General features: G+C 74.3%; 16 protein-coding genes. 12 read left to right on the top strand and 4 right to left on the bottom strand.

Annotation, left to right across the window (positions count from 1 at the left end):
- Positions 1–139 precede the first annotated feature (139 nt).
- From ACFWJX_RS26635 to ACFWJX_RS26620, 4 genes are all read left to right on the top strand, one after another.
- On the top strand, positions 140–760 hold the full coding sequence (locus tag ACFWJX_RS26635; protein ID WP_383248022.1) for a TetR/AcrR family transcriptional regulator: 621 nt from the start codon (positions 140–142) through the stop codon (positions 758–760).
- 250 nt (positions 761–1,010) lie between these two features.
- Positions 1,011–3,704: a SpoIIE family protein phosphatase gene (locus ACFWJX_RS26630; protein ID WP_383248020.1), complete on the top strand. Its 2,694-nt coding sequence runs from the start codon at positions 1,011–1,013 to the stop codon at positions 3,702–3,704.
- A gap of 168 nt (positions 3,705–3,872) precedes the next feature.
- Positions 3,873–5,237 carry an FAD-dependent oxidoreductase gene (locus tag ACFWJX_RS26625; RefSeq protein ID WP_383248018.1) on the top strand — a complete coding sequence of 455 codons (1,365 nt, stop codon included), beginning with the start codon at positions 3,873–3,875 and terminating at the stop codon, positions 5,235–5,237.
- A gap of 147 nt (positions 5,238–5,384) precedes the next feature.
- Entirely contained in the window at positions 5,385–5,747 is a 363-nt protein-coding gene (locus tag ACFWJX_RS26620; protein WP_383248016.1) for an NUDIX hydrolase, read from the top strand.
- Between the two features lie 4 nt (positions 5,748–5,751).
- Here the strand turns inward: ACFWJX_RS26620 and ACFWJX_RS26615 are convergent, their stop codons facing one another.
- The gene (locus ACFWJX_RS26615) at positions 5,752–7,386 is read right to left on the bottom strand and encodes a serine/threonine-protein kinase (RefSeq protein WP_383248014.1); all 1,635 of its coding nucleotides are present in this window, start codon (positions 7,384–7,386) and stop codon (positions 5,752–5,754) included.
- Positions 7,387–7,649: 263 nt separating this feature from the next.
- Here ACFWJX_RS26615 and ACFWJX_RS26610 point away from each other — a divergent pair, with 263 nt between their 5' ends.
- Entirely contained in the window at positions 7,650–8,204 is a 555-nt protein-coding gene (locus ACFWJX_RS26610) for a hypothetical protein (protein WP_383248012.1), read from the top strand.
- Between the two features lie 31 nt (positions 8,205–8,235).
- On the opposite strand, the gene ACFWJX_RS26605 is transcribed toward ACFWJX_RS26610, so the two are convergent.
- Together ACFWJX_RS26605 and ACFWJX_RS26600 are read right to left on the bottom strand one after the other, a co-directional pair.
- Positions 8,236–8,751: a roadblock/LC7 domain-containing protein gene (locus ACFWJX_RS26605; protein ID WP_383248010.1), complete on the bottom strand. Its 516-nt coding sequence runs from the start codon at positions 8,749–8,751 to the stop codon at positions 8,236–8,238.
- A gap of 397 nt (positions 8,752–9,148) precedes the next feature.
- On the bottom strand, positions 9,149–9,943 hold the full coding sequence (locus ACFWJX_RS26600; protein ID WP_383248008.1) for an SDR family NAD(P)-dependent oxidoreductase: 795 nt from the start codon (positions 9,941–9,943) through the stop codon (positions 9,149–9,151).
- Positions 9,944–10,181: 238 nt separating this feature from the next.
- Here ACFWJX_RS26600 and ACFWJX_RS26595 point away from each other — a divergent pair, with 238 nt between their 5' ends.
- The 4 genes from ACFWJX_RS26595 (at position 10,182) to ACFWJX_RS26580 (ending at position 15,103) form a co-directional block, all read left to right on the top strand.
- Entirely contained in the window at positions 10,182–11,336 is a 1,155-nt protein-coding gene (locus ACFWJX_RS26595) for a hypothetical protein (RefSeq protein WP_383248005.1), read from the top strand.
- Positions 11,337–11,445: 109 nt separating this feature from the next.
- Positions 11,446–12,006 carry a (2Fe-2S)-binding protein gene (locus ACFWJX_RS26590; RefSeq protein WP_383248004.1) on the top strand — a complete coding sequence of 187 codons (561 nt, stop codon included), beginning with the start codon at positions 11,446–11,448 and terminating at the stop codon, positions 12,004–12,006.
- A complete protein-coding gene (locus tag ACFWJX_RS26585; RefSeq protein ID WP_383248002.1) occupies positions 12,003–13,001 on the top strand; it encodes an FAD binding domain-containing protein in 999 nt (332 codons plus the stop codon). The genes ACFWJX_RS26590 and ACFWJX_RS26585 overlap by 4 nt, the downstream gene beginning before the upstream one ends.
- On the top strand, positions 12,998–15,103 hold the full coding sequence (locus ACFWJX_RS26580; protein WP_383248000.1) for a xanthine dehydrogenase family protein molybdopterin-binding subunit: 2,106 nt from the start codon (positions 12,998–13,000) through the stop codon (positions 15,101–15,103). Before ACFWJX_RS26585 ends, ACFWJX_RS26580 begins: the two co-directional genes overlap by 4 nt.
- A 55-nt stretch (positions 15,104–15,158) precedes the next feature.
- On the opposite strand, the gene ACFWJX_RS26575 is transcribed toward ACFWJX_RS26580, so the two are convergent.
- A complete protein-coding gene (locus tag ACFWJX_RS26575) occupies positions 15,159–16,262 on the bottom strand; it encodes a hypothetical protein (protein ID WP_383247998.1) in 1,104 nt (367 codons plus the stop codon).
- A 295-nt stretch (positions 16,263–16,557) separates the two neighbouring features.
- Between ACFWJX_RS26575 and ACFWJX_RS26570 the strand changes: the two genes are divergently transcribed.
- From ACFWJX_RS26570 to tgmB, 3 genes are all read left to right on the top strand, one after another.
- Positions 16,558–16,839, top strand: coding sequence for a DUF1232 domain-containing protein (locus ACFWJX_RS26570; protein ID WP_383247996.1), 282 nt, complete (start codon positions 16,558–16,560; stop codon positions 16,837–16,839).
- A 233-nt stretch (positions 16,840–17,072) separates the two neighbouring features.
- A complete protein-coding gene (tgmA, locus tag ACFWJX_RS26565) occupies positions 17,073–17,264 on the top strand; it encodes a putative ATP-grasp-modified RiPP (RefSeq protein WP_086773196.1) in 192 nt (63 codons plus the stop codon).
- Between the two features lie 15 nt (positions 17,265–17,279).
- Positions 17,280–18,266: an ATP-grasp ribosomal peptide maturase gene (gene tgmB, locus ACFWJX_RS26560; RefSeq protein WP_383247994.1), complete on the top strand. Its 987-nt coding sequence runs from the start codon at positions 17,280–17,282 to the stop codon at positions 18,264–18,266.
- Positions 18,267–18,287: the final 21 nt, after the last annotated feature.

Here is an 18,287-nt window from a genome sequence, read left to right as displayed (position 1 = left end):
AGGTCGCGCCGACGGTCCCGGCACACCGGGGGTGGCGTGCGCCGGGAGCCGTAAATCTAAAGGCTTTCGGTTTCCGCAATGTAACCTTCCGTTGGGCATCCGGGAAGACCTCAGAAAGACCTCAGGGGGAACGCTGACCATGGGACGGCCGCGCACACCGCTCCTCGATCGAGAGCGCATCACCACGACCGCGCTGCGACTGGTCGACGAGCAGGGGGAGTTCAGCGTCCCGCAGATCGCACGGCGGCTCGGGGTGCAGACCGGCTCGGTGTACCACCACGTGGACGGGCGGGACGGCATCGTGGAACTGCTGCGCGAGCGGGTGGCGGCCACGATCGACCCCGCGACCCTGGACGGCTCGCCCTGGGACGCCGCGCTGGAGGCCTGGGCGCGCTCCTACCGTGGCGCGTTCGCCGCCCATCCCCGCGCGATTCCGCTGCTGATGACCTCGCCGGTGCGGGCGCCGCGGGTGCTGGAGCAGTACGAGCGGGCGGTGACGCTGCTGCTGGACGCCGGGTTCGCCGTCGGCGAGGTGATGCCGCTGCTCATCGCCCTGGAGAACCTGGTCCTGGGCTCCGCCCTCGACCTCGCGGCCCCCGAGACGATGTGGGAACTCACCGACCGTGCCCCGACCCCGCGGCTGGCCCGCGCCCTCGCCGCCGTGCCCGAGGGCCGGGCGGACCGCGCCTTCGAGGTGGGCCTGACCGCTTTCCTGACCCACGCCCGCGCGCTGCGGACCGCCGGTGCCGCCTCCGCGTAGACGGCGGCACCGGGCGGCGCGGGCCTCCTGCGAGACGCCCTCCTCCTTCTCCGCCGCTGCCCGCCACCGATGTCCCGCCACCCCGACGGACGTACGCACGTCGTGGAACTGCCGGAGGGGGCGGGGGTTCGGCGTCACCGCGACCGCCGCCACAGGGCCGTCCGGACGCACCGCGCCGTCCGGGCGCCGGGGTCCGTCACACCGCGTAACGCCCCTCGCCTGACGGGGCCGGGCAGTGTAGACATGGCACATGGTCCGACTCCTGGGGCGATCGGGTACCCGGCCGGCCCGTCGTCCCCGGGGCCCGCTGGTGCGGCGCACGCCCGAGACCACGCTCGGCGGGCGCAGCCTCGCCGCGCAGGTGTTCGTCCTGCAAGTGGTCGTCGTCCTGCTGCTGGGCGTCGCGGCCGTCGTCGCCCTGGTGCTCCAGGCGCGCCACGACACCACCCAGGAGGCCCGCAACCGCTCGCTCGCCGTCGCGGAGACCTTCGCGAACTCCCCGGGCATGCTGGAGGCGCTGCGCGGCCCCGACCCGACGGCAGTGCTCCAGCCGCGGGCGGAGGCCGCCCGCGAGGCGTCGGATGTCGACTTCATCGTCGTCATGAACACCGACGGCATCCGGTACACCCACCCCAAATCGGACCGCATCGGCAAGCAGTTCGTCGGCACGCTGGCCCCGGCGCAGGCCGGCGGGACGGTGGTCGAGGAGGTCGACGGGACCATCGGGCGGCTGGTGCAGGCCGTGGTGCCCGTGAAGGCGGCCGACGGCCGGGTCGCCGGGCTGGTGTCGGCCGGCATCACCACCGAGCACGTCGGCGGGAACGCGAACCGTCAGCTGCCGCTGGTGCTGAGCACGACCGTGGCGGCCCTCGTCCTGGCCACCGCGGGCACGGCACTGGTCAGCCGCCGTCTGCTGCGCCAGACGCACGGCCTGGGCCCGCGCGAGATGACCCGGATGTACGAGCACCACGACGCGGTCCTGCACGCCGTACGCGAAGGGGTGATCATCGTCGGCGGCGAGGGCGAGCTGCTCCTCGCCAACGACGAGGCGCACCGGCTGCTGGGCCTGCCGCCGGACGCCGAAGTCCGCAAGGTGTTCGACCTGGGCCTGGACGCCGACACCGCCGAGCTGCTCGCCTCCGGGCGGATGGCGACGGACGAGGTGCACCTGGTCGGGGAGCGGCTGCTGGCGATCAACCAGCGGCCCACCGAGGTCGCGGGCGGGCCGGCCGGCAGCGTCGCCACGCTGCGTGACTCGACCGAGCTGCGCGCCCTGTCCGGCCGGGCCGAGGCGGCACGCGAGCGCCTGGACATGCTGTACGCGGCCGGGGTGGGCATCGGGACGAGCCTGGACGTGACGCGGACCGCGGAGGAGCTGACGGAGCTGGCGGTGCCCCGGTTCGCGGACTTCGCGTGCGTCGACCTCTTCGACGCCGTGCTGGCGGGCGAGGAGCCGGAGCCGCGGGGGGCGCTGCGGCGCACCGCGATGAGCGCGATCCGCAAGGGCGCGCCGCTGTACGCGGTGGGCGAGCAGATCACGTTCGTGGAGTCGTCCCCGCAGTCCCGCGGCCTGGCCGAGGGGCGGCCCGTCCTGGAGGCCCGGCTCGCCGAGTCGCCGGGCTGGCGGGCGCAGGACCTGGAGCGGACCGAGCAGGTGGTGGAGTTCGGCATCCACTCGCTGATCACCGTGCCCGTGCGGGCCGGGGCCCTGGTGCTGGGAGTGGTCAGCTTCTGGCGTTCGGAGCGGCCCCAGCCCTTCGACCCGGAGGAGGTCGCCCTCGCGGAGGAGCTGGTGGCGCGGGCCGCGATCTCCATCGACAACGCGCGCCGCTTCACCCGCGAGCACGGCATGGCCGTCACCCTCCAGCGCAGCCTGCTGCCGCGCACCCTTCCCGAGCAGGGCGCCCTGGACATCGCCTACCGCTATCTGCCCGCGCAGGCGGGCGTCGGCGGCGACTGGTTCGACGTACTGCCGCTGTCGGGGGCCCGCGTCGCACTGGTCGTCGGGGACGTCGTCGGGCACGGGCTGCACGCCGCGGCCACCATGGGGCGGCTGCGCACCGCGGTCCACAACTTCTCCGCCCTGGACCTGGCGCCGGAGGAACTTCTCGTGCTGCTCGACGAGATGGTCAGCCGCATCGACCAGGACGAGACGGCCGACGGCACCAGCGCGCCGGTGGCGGGGGCGACCTGTCTGTACGCCATCTACGACCCGGTGTCCCGGCGCTGCGCCGTCGCCCGCGCCGGTCATCCGCCGCCCGCGCTGGTCCATCCCGACGGGCGGGTGGAGTTCCTGGAGGTCCCCGCGGGTCTGCCGCTGGGGCTGGGCGGGCTGCCGTTCGAGACGGCCGAGATGGAGCTGGCCGAGGGCAGTCGGCTGGTGCTGTACACCGACGGGCTGGTGGAGGACCGCAAGCAGGACATCGACACCGGTCTGGAGCGGCTGCGCGCCGCGCTCGGGCACGGTGACGGCTCGCCCGAGGAGACCTGCCGGGCCGTCCTGGAGTCGCTGCTGCCGGCCCGCCCGAACGACGACATCGCCCTGATCGTGGCCCGCACCCGGGCGCTCGGCGCGGACCGGGTCGCCGAGTGGGAGGTGCCGGTGGATCCGGCGGCCGTCGGCGAGGTACGGGCGGCGGTGGCCCGTCAGCTGGCGCGCTGGGACCTGGAGGACCTGTCGTTCACGACGGAGCTGATCCTCAGCGAGCTGGTCACCAACGCGATCCGGTACGGCAGCCCGCCCGTCCGGGTCCGGCTGCTGCGGGACCGGGCGCTGATCTGCGAGGTCTCCGACAGCAGCAACACCTCGCCGCACCTGAGGTACGCGGCCATGACGGACGAGGGCGGGCGCGGGCTGTTCCTGGTCGCCCAGCTCACGGACCGCTGGGGCACCCGCTACACGCCGACCGGGAAGGTGATCTGGGCGGAGCAGTCGCTGCCCTGAGCGCACTCCGCAGAGCGCCCGGAGGGCCCGCCGAGCCGTCCCGTGAAGCCCTCCCGGCTCATAAATGACGTTTATGGGCTCATAGACCGGACCCGCGTACCGGGTAAGGTTTGCCTTAGTTTAGGCTTCCCCCGAGTCGATCTGTCGCCGCTCGAAGGGAACCTGATCATGCCCCGCCCCCTGCGGGTAGCCATCGTCGGAGCCGGCCCCGCCGGGATCTACGCCGCCGACGCGCTGCTCAAGTCGGATGTGGCCACCGCCCCCGGTGTCTCCATCGACCTCTTCGAGCGCATGCCGGCCCCGTTCGGTCTGATCCGGTACGGCGTGGCCCCCGACCACCCCCGGATCAAGGGCATCATCACCGCCCTGCACCAGGTCCTCGACAAGCCGCAGGTCCGTCTCTTCGGCAACGTCGACTACCCGGCCGACCTGAACCTGGACGACCTGCGCGCCTTCTACGACGCCGTGATCTTCTCGACCGGCGCGATGGCCGACCGCGAGATGTCGATCCCGGGCATAGAACTCGACGGCTCCTACGGCGCCGCCGACTTCGTGTCCTGGTACGACGGTCACCCGGACGTGCCGCGCACCTGGCCGCTGGAGGCGGAGAAGGTCGCCGTCCTCGGCGTCGGCAACGTCGCCCTGGACGTGGCCCGCATCCTCGCCAAGACGGCCGACGAGCTGCTGCCGACCGAGATCCCGCCGAACGTCCACGAGGGCCTCAAGGCCAACAAGGCGCTGGAGGTCCACGTCTTCGGCCGCCGCGGCCCCGCCCAGGCGAAGTTCTCCCCGATGGAGCTGCGGGAACTGGACCACTCCCCCAACATCGAGGTCATCGTCGACCCCGAGGACATCGACTACGACGACGGCTCGATCGCCACCCGGCGCGGCAACAAGCAGGCCGACATGGTCGCCAAGACGCTGGAGAACTGGGCGATCCGCGACACCGGCGACCGTCCGCACAAGCTGTTCCTGCACTTCTTCGAGTCGCCCTCGGAGATCCTCGGCGAGGACGGCAAGGTCGTGGGTCTGCGCACCGAGCGCACCGCCCTCGACGGCACCGGCAACGTCAAGGGCACCGGCGAGTTCAAGGACTGGGACGTCACGGCGGTCTACCGCGCCGTCGGCTACCTGTCCGAGAAGCTGCCGAAGCTGCCCTGGGACCTCGACTCGGGCACCGTCCCGGACGAGGGCGGCCGGGTCATCGAGGAGAGCGGCGCGCACCTCCAGTCGACGTACGTCACCGGCTGGATCCGGCGCGGCCCGGTCGGTCTGATCGGCCACACCAAGGGCGACGCCAACGAGACGGTGTCGAACCTGCTGGACGACTTCTCCAACGGCCGTCTGCACACGCCGTCCGCACCCGCTCCCGAGGCGGTGGACGCGTTCCTCGCCGAGCGGGACGTCCGCTTCACCACCTGGGAGGGCTGGTACAAGCTGGACGCCGCGGAGAAGGCGCTGGGCGAGCCGCAGGGCCGCGAGCGCGTGAAGCTGGTCGAGCGCGAGGACATGCTCCGCGAGAGCGGCGCGTGACCGGCCGCGGAAGCGGCGCGTGACCGTCGGTGGGAAGGGCCCGTGGACTGCCGTCCGCGGGTCCTTCCGTCATTGCGGCGGGCCGTACGGGGGGAAGGGCCCGGACGGGGCCGGACGGTCACGCGGTACGGGAAGGAACGGTGGGCCATGACGCCGGAGCAGGCTGCCCCGGGCTCGGTGGAAGCGGTCGTCGTGTACGACGGACACCTGCTGCTGGTGGACGTACCGGGCGGCTGGGGGCTGCCCTCGGGTGTTCCCGAGCCCGCCGAGTCCCCGCAGGCCACGGCGGCGCGCCTGGTGTACGAGCTGACGGGGTATCCGGTCGACGGTTCGTCGCCACTGGACCCGCGCGGTTCGGCCGTGGTGTGCCAGTTGCTCACGCAGGACCCGTCCGGGGACGGGCGGCTCACCCCGGAGCAGCTGCGCTGGGTCCGGTTCGCCGAGGCGATCGGCGCCGGCGGGCTGCCCGAGTCCGTGCGGGTCCATCTGGAGGGGCACACGCCCGTGTGAGGGATCAGCCGTCGTCGCGCGGACGGGTCTCGATGACCTCGCCGCGGGCGTTGGCCTCCAGGTGGGCGCTGCCGTACTCGTCGGAGAGGTAGACGCTCATCGTCGGGTCGCTGTCGAGCGTCGTGGAGGCCGGGCTGACGATCAGGTAGCGGCTCGTCGGGTCCGGGATGCCGAGGGTGCGGTCGGCCTTGGTGAGCAGCGCGGGTACGGCGTCCCAGGCGAAGTCGTTCATGTCGACGGGGACCGTGCCCTGCGTGATGGTGCCGCCGGGCCCGAACTTCACCGCCACGTCCGCGCCGCGGTAGATGTAGCGGTCGTACAGCTTGGGACGGCCGGGGACGGGACCGGTGGCGACGGCGTACTCCCCGTACACGACCAGGCTGGCGACCTTCGAGCCGCCCATCGCGTCGGTCAGCTTCGCCACGGTCGTGCGCAGGCCGGCCGCGCTGAGGAGGTCGACGGGGTCACCGGTGGTGTCCACGGGTGAGGCGCTGGGGGACGCACCGGCGGAGGACGTCGCCCCGGTGGACGCGGACGCCGTGCCGCGCGGCCCGGCCGTGCCGTCGGCCTTGCCCCCGTCCGGGAGCAGCGTCCACACGAGCACGCCGGTGAGGGCCGTGGCCGCGGCCGCCGCGGCGATGGCCGCGGTACGGGCGCGGCGCGGCCGGTGCGGTCCGGGGGCCGCCGTGACGCGGGCCGGGGCGGGGCCCGTCGCCGGCGTTCCCGGAGCGGGGGGTGCCAGCGGGTAGGAGGTCCGCGCGGCGGCGGCCGGGGCGTCCGCGTCCGTCCGGGGAACCGGTCCGCCGGTGACGGCGGCGAGGATCCGGTCGACCTGCTCGGCGTCGGGGCGGCCCTGCGGGTCGCGCACGAGCAGCGAGGTGAGGACCGGGGTCAGCGGTCCGGCCCGCCGGGGTGCGGGCACGTCCTCGCCGAGTACGGCGGCCAGCGTGGCGAGCGTGCTGCCGCGGCGCAGCGGGTGGTGGCCCTCGACGGCGACGTACAGCAGCATCGCGAGCGACCACAGGTCGGCGGCGGGGCCGCCCTCCTTGCCGCTGACGCGCTCCGGGGCCATGAAGTCGGGTGAGCCGATGACGGCCCCGGTGGCGGTGAGGCTGACGGACTCGCGGACGGCGGCGATGCCGAAGTCGGTGAGCACGGGCCGGCCGTCGGGGCGCAGCAGGACGTTGGCCGGTTTCACGTCGCGGTGCTCGATGCCGACGGCGTGCGCGGCGCGCAGCGCCGACAGCAGGTCCCGGCCCAGGCGTGCGGCCTCGGCGGGCGTCAACGTGCCGCGGTCCAGGCGGTCCTGGAGCGATCCGCCCTCCACCAGTTCCATCACGATCCACGGGTACGTGGCGTCGCCGCCGTCGACGATGTGGTGGATGGTGACGACATGGGGGTGATGGAGGCGGGCCAGCGCGCGGGCCTCCCGCAGGACGCGCTCGCGCAACAGGCGGGCGCCCTCCGGGTCGTACTCGGCGAGGTCCGGATCGGGCGGCCGCACCTCCTTGACGGCGACGTCGCGGTGCAGCGCGAGGTCGCGCGCCCGCCACACCCAGCCCATGCCCCCGCCGCCGAGCCGCTCGACCAGTTCGAACCGGCCGTCGACGACACGTCTGTCGGATCCCCCTGTGCTCATGGAAAGGGAGCTTAGGCGTACGGCGCGCCCGCTCGTGCCCCCGGTGTGACCTCCCCGTGCCCCTGCCGTACGGGGCACCGCGCGAATGGGGCCGCGGGGCCACGGGCATGCTCTGGGCGAGGTCACTTCCGGCGGGCCGTGCCGGTTCCGGACCGGAGTGCCCCTTCCCCCCGCCCGCATCCCACGAAGGACATGTGGTCTTGGCTCAAACGTACCCTGAGGCACCGTCAGCCCGCCGTCCCGGCCGTTCCTGGACCATTCGTGTGGTCGGGCACCGGGACCGCACCGCGTCGGTCACCTGCTCCTCCGCGTGCGCGATGCCGCCGCGCTCGCGCGACCTCGCGGCCCTGCGCCGCTTCGCCGAAGCCCATGCCGCCGCGCACGCCAGAGCGGCGACGGTACGGTACGACGCCGCCTGCTGGTGCCGGCACGAGCGGTGCGCGCTGCACGAGGGCACCCGGGTCTCCTGCGCGGGCGCGGTCCTGCTCGTGGTGCGGCACGATCCCGCCGTGGGCCAGGTGTGGACGCTCAGCGAAGTGTGCACGGCCTGCGCCTCCTTGATGACACACACCCGGATCATCGGCCGCGCGACGCGGCCGACGGCCGACGCCGGCGGTCAGGGTCCGGGTCCTGGCGGAACGCGCCCGGCGGACGTCCGCCCGCGGTCCGTCCCGGCCGTGGCACCTCCACGGCTGGTGCCCGGTGGGTTCAGCGCACCCGGCACGCCCGCGGCGAACCCTGGCGGCGCGGACCGGGTCGTCGGGCAGCGGCGCGGGGTGGGGCGACGCCGGGGGCGGGCGGAGGGCGGCGGGGCGTGAGGGAGGACTCGGGGCGCGGGCCGGCGCCGGTTCAGCCTCCGTACTCCGACCCCCGCCGAGGTCTGAACTGCCGCGGGATGCGCGTCGGCAGGGCGCTCAGGGGCCGGTTCTGGAGTGCGGGCGGAACAGGGGGAACGGCGGGGTACGCCGGGGCCGGTGACGCCGGGTCGGATGTGTGCCGGGCCGCCATCAGGCCGGCGATGTGGGCGCCGCTGCGCCGGCCCTCGAGGTGCAGGCGGCCGACGTTGGCGCGGTCGTCGGCGAGCAGGGTGAGGATGGCGGAAGGGCCGGCCGCGTAGGTGGCGACGTACCCTCCGGCCCCGCGCACGAGGAGTTCGCGGAACTCGCCGCGCGCCGTGAGGTCCACCATGCGGTGGCCGACGCCGAGGGCTGCCGCGGTGAGGGCCGCGAGCCCCTCCGGCTGGACGCCTGGCATGTCCTGGGCGAGGACGAATCCGTCGACGCTGGCCGCCAGAGCCCCCGTCAGCTGGGGCATGCGCGCGCGCAGCCGGTGCAGTTCGTTCAGGACCTCGGCCTCGACGGCCATGACCAGTCTCCTTTCGCCTTGCGGCGCGTGTCGACGGCGCGGCGGTCACCGGTCCGGCGGGGCCTGGTCGCGGGGCAGCACCGAGAGCGTGATCCCGAGGTTACGGAAAGTGGCGGGCCCGGGGGACGGCTTTGGCATTTTCCTCTGGAACGTGCGGCCCGGCTCCGGGAGACGGTGCACCGGCTCGGCGGGGGCGGCGTTCCGGGCACGGGAACAGGGCCCGCCCCGACGCGGATGGTGGGCGAGCCCTGTCCGCCGGGTCGATTGTCGGCGCCCGCGGCGGCCCGGACCACGGGTGCGCGCCCGCGTCCGGTGGTGAACGCCGCACACCCCGTGTGCGGACCGCGCACGGGTCACGGCGAACACCGAGGGCCACGACGGCAGGGCGGTGCCGCGTCTACGGCAGCACCGAGTCGATGTACCCGCCGTCCACGCGCAGCGCGCCGCCGGTCGTCGCGGAGGCGAGCGGTGAGCTGAGGTAGACGACGAGGTGGGCGATCTCCTCCGGTTCGATGAGCCGGTGCAGCAGGGACTGGGGCCGGTGCTCACGCATGAAGGCCCGCTGGGCCTCGTCCCAGGGCAGGTCGGTGCCGACCAGTTGCCGTACGAACTCCTCGACGCCCTCCGTGTGGGTCGGCCCGGCGATGACGGAGTTCACGGTGACGCCGGTGCCGGCCGCCTCCTTGGCGAAGCCGCGGCTGACGGCGAGCAGCGCCGTCTTCGTCATGCCGTAGTGGATCATCTCGGCCGGGATGACCACGGCGGAGTCGCTCGCGATGTTCAGGACGCGGCCCCAGCCGCGCGCGGTCATCCTCGGCAGGTACGCGCGCGTGAGCCGTACCGCCGCGAGGACGTTGACGTCGAAGTAGCGGCGCCACTCGTCGTCGGTGATCTCCAGGGCCGGCCGGGCGCCGAAGATGCCGAGGTTGTTGACGAGGATGTCCGCGTCGGGCAGGGCGTCGACCGCGCGGGCGGCACCCTCCTCGGTGCCGACGTCGGCGGCGACCGCCACGAACCGGCCGTCCGGCACCGCCCGCCGCAGTTCCCCGACGCTCCGGTCGAGGCGGCCGGCGTCACGTCCGTTGACGCCCACGGTGGCTCCGGCGCGGGCCAGGCCGGCGGCGATCGCCGCGCCGATGCCCTGCGAGGAGCCCGTGACCAGCGCCGTCCGTCCTGTGAGATCCAGTTTCATCGGTTCGTCCTCCTGCGTACGGTCGCTCGGCCGGGGTGCTCCCCCGCCCACCCTCGCCGACCCGGCGGGTACGCGCGGCGCGAGGGCCGCCGGTCAGGTGCCCCGCTCCACGCGTGACGCACGCCGCGGGTGGGAATGCGCACCACGACCTGATTTGCACCGACCCCCGCCGATCATCCACCCGCCGCGACGGCGATACTGACAGTCCCCCGTCGCCCCGCTCCTCACGAAGGGACTCATGCTCACCTCCCCGACCGTCCCGGCCCCGACACCCTCCACGGTGTGGCTGACCCGCGGCCGCCACACCGGGCCCGCCGCGCCGGACGTCCTGCGCAAGAACCTCCGGTCGCTCAAGGAGAAGGGGACGCTCCACGATTTCCTGGAGCTCCCCGACGCCGACACCCCCGAGGGGGAACTGGTCTTCGAAGCCCGCTGGCAGGTGCCCGAGGACGTCACCGTGCGGGCCCGGCTGACGCTCGGCGAGTGGTCCGGGTCCGGTCAGGAGTGGACGCTGGTCGCGGAGGCGGAGCGGCCGTGGGACCAGCGATGGCCGTCGCCGGCCTCCATGTTCTGGCCCTGGGACGCGGACGGCCTGTGGGGCCACGAGACGGTCACCGGCGGGCGCTACCTCGACGTCAGTCCGCTCCCGGCGGACGACAAGGAGCTGCGGCGGGTGCTGCGCGGCGCCCAGCGGGACACCTGGACCATCGACGTGGTGGTGCACGAGGCCATGACGCCCGACGAGCGGGGCCGCCGCTCCCTGATCCCGCTGCTGCCCGCGGGACTGCACCACCGTGTCGTGGAGCACCGGGCGGCACCGCATCAGCTGCGCACCGCCAACTGGGCGCTGCGCGAGTTCGACGTGGAGCTGCCCCGCGGCGGCGCGGTGGTACTGCCCGGTTCACCCGTCCCGGCCGGGTACGAGGCCGCCGACTTCTCGGTGCGCAGTGTGTTCCTGGACGGCACGCACCCCACCGAGCTGCTGGACGCCGTGACCCGGTTCGCGGCCCTGCCCAAGCCGCTGCCGGACGGCGGCGAGGCCGCGCTGACCGCGCTGCGGGAGGAATGGCGGCTGCTCACGCTGGAGGAGGAGCTGGCCCGTGAGCGCCGCCTCGCGGCCATGTACCGGGAGGCTCTGGAGGCGATGACGGAGTCCCGCGACCTGTACCGGGAGGCCGCCGAGCAGGCGCACGAGGCGCTGACCGCCTACCGGGAGGCGGCCGCCGAGTCGGGTGGGCTGCCGCAGCCGCCCGCCAAGCCGGCCGGTTCGCCGTTCCAGCAGCTGGGCCGGACCCTGGAGCGCCTCCGGGAGACGGCGAAGGGCCTGCGGGAGCGCGACACCCGGATCGCCGGGAGTGCGGACGGCGAGGACGGCAGGACCGCCGACGGGTGACCGGCCGCACCCGCCGCGCCCGGTTCCTCCCGGCCCGGGACGTGTCGAGTGCCGTCCGCTGGATACGCGGTCCCCACGGCACGACGGATCTGCCGAAGGGATCCACGACATGGGCAGCGAGCACGAATCCGCGCACGGCGTCGGCGCACCGCCTTCCCACCGTTCCGAGACGACCCTGCGGGTCAACGGCAAACCGCACACCCTGACCGTGGACCACCGGCGGGTGCTGCTGGACCTCCTGCGCGAGGATCTGGACCTGACCGGCGCCAAGAAGGGCTGCGACCACGGGCAGTGCGGCGCCTGCACGGTCCTGGTCGACGGGCGGCGGGTCAACAGCTGCCTGCTGCTCGCGGTCGCCGCCGACGGCTGCGACGTCACGACCGTCGAGGGCCTGTCGGGGGACGGCGAGGAGCCCCACCCGCTCCAGCGGGCCTTCCTGGAACGCGACGCCTTCCAGTGCGGCTACTGCACCCCGGGCCAGATCTGCTCCGCGGTCGGCGCCCTCGCCGAGGCGGAGGCCGGCCACCCCTCGCACGTCACCGACGTGCGGGCGGTCTCCGGACCGGTGCCGCTCGGCCGGGACGAGATCCGCGAGCGGCTCAGCGGCAACCTGTGCCGGTGCGGGGCGTATCCCCGCATCGTCGACGCGGTCGAGGACGTGATCCGGTGAAGCCCTTCGCCTACGTACGGGCCGGCAGCCTCGCCGAGGCGGCCGACGCCTACGCCTCCCACCCCGGCGCCCGCTATCTGGGCGGCGGCACCAACCTCGTCGACCTGATGAAACTCGGCGTGGAGGAGCCGACCGCCCTCATCGACGTCACGCGTCTGCCCATGGACGGGGTGACCGAGCTGCCGGACGGTTCGCTGCGGGTCGGGGCGCTGGTGCGCAACAGCGACCTCGCGGCGTACCCCCGGGTCCGCGAGCGCTACCCCGCCCTCTCGCAGGCGCTGCTCGCGGGTGCCTCCGGTCAGTTGCGCAACGCCGCGACGACCGGCGGGAACCTGCTCCAGCGCACCCGCTGCCCGTACTTCCAGGACGTGTCCAAGCCGTGCAACAAACGGGAGCCCGGCAGCGGCTGCGGCGCCCTGGCCGGGATCCACCGCGACCACGCGGTGCTCGGCCACTCCGAGCACTGCGTGGCCACCCACCCCTCGGACATGGCGGTCGCCCTGGCCGCGCTGGACGCGCAGGTCGAGCTGTACGGCCTCGCGGGCGTACGGCGGGTGCCCGCCGCGGAGTTCCACCGGCTGCCCGGGGACCACCCGGAGCGGGACACGGTGGTCGAGCCGGGTGAACTGGTGACCGCCGTCCTGCTCCCGGCCGCCACGGCAGGGGTGCCGTCCGCCTACCGCAAGGCGCGTGACCGGGCCTCGTACGCCTTCGCGCTGGCCTCCGTCGCCGTGGCGCTGAAGGTGTCGGACGGTGTGGTCGCGCACGCCGGGATCGCGTTCGGCGGGCTGGCGCACCGGCCCTGGCGGGCCCGTCGGGCCGAGGAGGCGCTCCTGGGCGTCGCGCCGACCGAGGCGGCGTGCGAGCGGGCCGTCGGCATCGAACTGGAGCGGGCCAGGCCGCTGCGCGACAACGCCTACAAGGTGCCCCTCGCGCGGGGCCTCGCCGTCGACGTCCTCACGCGGCTCGCTCGGGACGGGGAGGAGGCGTCATGAGGTCCCCTGTCACGGGCGCTCCCGTCGAGCGCCGGGAAGGTCGCGAGAAGGTCACCGGCACCGCCCGCTACGCCGCCGAATTCCCCTTCCCCGGGCGGCTGTTCGCCCGCCCGGTGCCCGCCGAGGTCGCGCGCGGCCGGGTCACGGGCGTGGACGTGTCGGGCGCGCTCGGCCTGCCCGGCGTCGTGTCCGTGCTCACCCACGAGAACGCGCCGCGGCTCGCCGAACCGGACGACGCGACCCTCGCCCTCCTCCAGAACGCGCGGGTTCCGCACCGGGGCTGGTTCGTCGCCCTGGTGGTGGCCGACGGCCCGGAGGCCGCGCGGGCCGGCGCCGCCGCCGTACACGTCGACTGCTCGGCGGAGCCTTTCGACGTCACGCTGTCCGTCACGCATCCGGACGCCCGTGTGCCGCAGGAGGCCAACGGCGGGTATCCGGCCGTCCGTGAACGCGGCGATCCGCAGCAGGCGTTCGCCTCCGCGCCTGTCCGGGTCGATGTCGGCTACCGGGTGCCGCCCCTGCACAACCACCCCATGGAGCCGCACGCCAGCACCGCGCGCTGGGACGGGGAGCACCTGACGGTGCACACCTCCAGCCAGGGCACCACGGCGGTACGGGACGTGCTCGCGAAGCTGTTCGGGCTGGCGGAGGAGCGGATCACCGTCGTCGCCGAGCACGTCGGCGGCGGCTTCGGCTCCAAGGGCACGCCCCGGCCGGACGTGGTGCTCGCGGTGATGGCCGCGCTGCGGCACACCGGGCGGCCGGTCACGGTCGTCCTGCCGCGCCGCTTCCTGCCCTCGGTCGTGGGGCACCGGGCGCCCACCCTGCACCGGCTGCGCCTCGGCGCGGACGCCGACGGCCGGCTGACCTCCCTGGAGCACGAGGTCACCACGCACACCTCGCGGGTGAAGGAGTTCGTGGAGCAGGCGGCTGTTCCGGCCCGCGTCATGTACGCCGCCCCGCACAGCCGTACGGCCCACCGCGTGGTGCCCCTCGATGTGCCGAGCCCCTCGTGGATGCGCGCGCCCGGCGAGGCGCCGGGCATGTACGCCCTGGAGTCGGCCATGGACGAACTGGCCGTGGAACTGGGCATGGACCCCGTCGAACTGCGGGTCCGCAACGAGCCGGAGACGGAACCGGACAGCGGCAGGCCGTTCAGCAGCCGCCACCTCGTCGAGTGCCTGCGCGAGGGAGCCCGCCGGTTCGGGTGGGAACGGCGTGATCCGCGCCCGCGCTCCCGCCCGCAGGGTCCGCTGCTGACCGGGACGGGCGTGGCCGCGGCCACCTACCCGGTGATGATGCTCCCGTCGGCCGCGGCGGCCCGCGCCCTGCCCGACGGGAGTTTCCTCGTCGAGGTCAACGCCACGGACATCGGCACCGGCGCCCGTACCGTCCTCGCGCAGATCGCGGCGGACGCCCTGGACGTCCCCCTGGAGAGCCTCCGGGTCCGGCTGGGCAGCAGCGACCTGCCGTCCGCCCCGGTGGCCGGCGGCTCCTCCGGTACGGCGTCCTGGGGCCGGTCGGTCCACGAGGCGTGCGTCCGGCTCGCGGAGCGGCTGGCCGGGTTCCCGGGGCCGGTGCCCGAGCACGGCCTGGTGGAACACGCCGACACAGCCGGTACGGCGGACGCCGACTCCCGTTACTCCCGGCACGCGTTCGGGGCACACTTCGCGGAGGTCGCGGTGGACCCGGTGACCGGCGAGGTGCGGGTGCGCCGGCTGCTCGGGGTGTACGCGGCGGGGCGCATCCTCAACGCCCGTACCGCGCGCTCCCAGTTCGTCGGCGGCATGACCATGGGGCTGGGCATGGCGCTCACCGAGGGCAGCACCCTGGACGCCGCGTTCGGCGACTTCGCGGAGTCCGACCTGGCGTCGTACCACGTGCCGGCACACGCCGACGTGCCGGACGTGGAGGCGCACTGGATCGAGGAGGAGGATCCGCACCTCAACCCCATGGGCAGCAAGGGCATCGGTGAGATAGGCATCGTCGGCACGGCCGCCGCGGTGGGCAACGCGGTCCACCACGCCACCGGCGTTCGTCTGCGAGAACTGCCGCTCACCCCGGACCGGGTGCTCACCGCCCTGCTGGAGTCCGGCCACTGAACCGACGGCCGGCCCCGCCCACCTGCGCGTGGGCGGGGCCGGCCGTCGGGCCGGATCAGTCCCGTGCGGGCAGTACCGCGGGCTTCCGGCGCGCCGGGGCGCGGGCCGGGCGGCGGTCGCCCAGGAGGTGGGCGAGGAGGGCCACCGTCACCGCCACGACGGTGGCCGTGGCGACCGGGCCCGCGATCCACGGCGGGGTGAGGGTGGCCTCGGTGAGCGGCAGCAGCCCCACCACGTCGACGCGTCCGGCGGACACCTGGGCGCCCGCGAACACCACCGGCACCAGCACGCCCATCACCAGCAACGGCAGGGCGGGCCGGCGCAGCAGCGCCAGGGCGAGCAGGAGGCAGAGCCCGGACAGGGCCAGCGCGGTGGCGAGGGCGCCGACGGGCACGCCCTGCCGGTGCACGGGGACGTGGGCGACACCGCACAGCGCCAGCGCCACGGCGGCCGCCCAGTCCGTCCAGGCCTCCCATGGCGACAGGGCGGGCGCGCGGGCGGGAGCGGGCGTCCGGCGGGCCGGAGGCCCCGCGGGTCCGGGCGGCGGTTCGCCGGCGACGTCGAACGCGGCCAGGGGGTCCTCGTTGACCGACTCCGCCGGACCGGTGGCCGCCCGTTGATCGGCTGCCTGCTCCTCGCGTTGTCGCGTGAGCCGTGCCACGAGTTCGGCCAGGTCTTCCACCGGCCGGTGGGTGGCGGCCGCGCGGACCGCCTCTTCGCCGCAGTGCTGGTCCAGTGGTTCCCGGTACAGCAGCGCCATCAGCCTCGTCACCTCCTCGACGGGCCGGTTCTCGGCCGCGGCGCGGATCATGTGGTCGGCGTGCCCGACGTCGTAGGGCGGCTGGGACAGCACGGCCACGAGGCGGGTGACGTCCTCGACCGGGCGGTCGGTCCCGATGACCCGCAGCACGTCGGCCGCTGCCTGCCGACCCTCTTCGGACTCTTCCAGGAGGGATATGAGGACGGTGACGTCCTCCAGCGACCGGTGGGCCGCGGCGGCGTGCAGCAGCCCGTCGACGGGGTCGGGGTAGGTGGGGCGGGAGACCTCCGCCGGGGACGGCGGGCCGTCTCCCGGTGGGGATCCGCGGTCCGCGTCGGTGAGGGGCGGGAACGGTGTGACGGCACGGTGCGAACCGGGCTGTGTGGAGGGGGTGATCATTTTGACTCTCCCTGAGGACTGCGGTCGCACCTGCGCCCCCGAGGTACGACACGCCATGTGACGATCACCATTACTACGGACCCCGGCCCGTACCGCCACTCGGACGCGGCAGCCGTGTGAACGCGCCCCGGGCCGCGGGGCGCGCGGACGAATCCCGCGGCCGGCGCCGGCGACCGGCACCCGATCGGCGCGATTTTCCCGCGCCGGACGGGGCATTCGGCAATCGAGAACGGGGAATCCGACAGTCGGGGGAACCACCGGACACCGCGCGACGGACCGCGCACAGGGAGGGCCCGTGGATGCGACCACCACGCTCGTCACCGTCGCCGCGGTAGTGGCGGCGGCGCTGTTCGCCGTGGCCGCCACCGTCATGGTGCGGCTGGTCCGGGCCCGGCGCGGCCTCCGGCGGGCGGGCCTGCCGACCGGCCCCCGCTGGGTGTTCTGGGGCGCGGTCGCCTACTTCGTCCTCCCCACCGACCTGCTGCCCGACCCGGTCTATCTCGACGACATCGGTGTCCTGCTCGTCGCCCTGCGCTCCCTGCGCCGTGCCCCCGACCGCGCGGGCATCGCCAACTGACCGCTCGGGAAGACGTTTTCACCCCTCGCAGGGCTCATCACCCCTGCTCAGCTCCCTGTGCCCGGCCGGACCCGGCGATGATCACGGAGAGTAAGGAAACCAACCACCCGTTCGATTCGTATAAGTGACTGAAGGTCGCGCCACCGCACCGAAGGTCGCACCACCGCAGCGGGCCCGAGTGACGTCGCACGGCGGCACCGCTTGATCGATGCAGTACCGACGAGGGAGAGACGATGAAACCGTTCGCGCTCAACTACGCACGCCCGGCAGCGGAGTTGGAGTTCGCCACTCCGTACGCCTATGACCCAGGACTGCAGTTGAACGTGCTCCTCGACGGCCGGATCGCCGCTCGCGACCACGCCCTGCTGAGAGAGCTCGGGACGACGACCTCCACAGCGGGTTCCAAGACGCACTTCGACGACTGAGCGCGGACGCCCGAGATGACCGTGCTCATCCTGACCAGTGAAGAGGACGTCACGGCGGACATGGTGGTCGTGCACCTGAACGCCGCCGGCGTTCCCGTCGTGCGGCTCGATCCCGCAGACCTGACCGGCTCCGTCGCGCTCTCCGGGGAGTACGTGCACGGTGCCTTCCGGGGCCACCTGTCGTCCGCCGGGCGGCTGGTGAGCCTCGACTCGCTGCGCTCGGTGTGGGTCCGCCGGCCCGGCGCGGCGGCGGCCCGCGCTCCCGAACCGTCGGCGTGGCTCACGGAGGAGGCCGCGCAGGCGCTGTACGGGATGCTCCGCGGCAGCGAGGCACGCTGGATGAACCATCCGGACGCGTCCCGGCGGGCCCGGCACAAGCCCTGGCAGCTGCGGCTGGCCCAGCGCAGCGGGCTGCCCGTGCCGGCCACGCTCATCACGACGTTCCCGCAGGCGGCGCGGGACTTCGCCGAGCGCTACCCCGACCTCGTGGTCAAGCCGGTGTCCGGGGCGCATCCGCAGGACCCGCCCCGGGCGGTGCCCACCACCCGGGTCCCGCCCGGCGCCGACTTCGCCGCCGTCGCCTACGGCCCGACGCTGCTGCAACGGCGGGTCGCCAAGCGGGCCGACATCCGGCTGACCGCGGTGGGCGACCGGCTGCTGGCCGCCCGCAAGGCCGTGTGCGCCGACGGCGACCCGGAGGTGGTGGACGTGCGCTTCACCCCGTCCACCGCGCCGTGGTACCCGGTCGACGTGCCGCCGCGCCTGGCCGACGCCGTGCGCACCTATCTGCGTGATGCCGAACTGGCGTACGGCGCCTTCGACTTCGCGGAGGACGCCGACGGGACGTGGTGGTTCCTGGAGTGCAACCAGTCGGGGCAGTTCGGCTTCGTCGAGGTGGACACCGGCCAGCCGATCGCCCGCACCATCGCGGAGTGGCTGGCCGGGTTGCCCGCTCAGCAGGAGGACCGGCACGCGGACCGCTGCGGTTCGGCGGTGCCGTGAGCCGGGCAGAGGCGTGCTCCC

It is taken from the genome of Streptomyces sp. NPDC058335 (assembly GCF_042723915.1).
Classification (GTDB): domain Bacteria; phylum Actinomycetota; class Actinomycetes; order Streptomycetales; family Streptomycetaceae; genus Streptomyces.
This window is presented reverse-complemented; position numbering and strand designations above follow the sequence as displayed.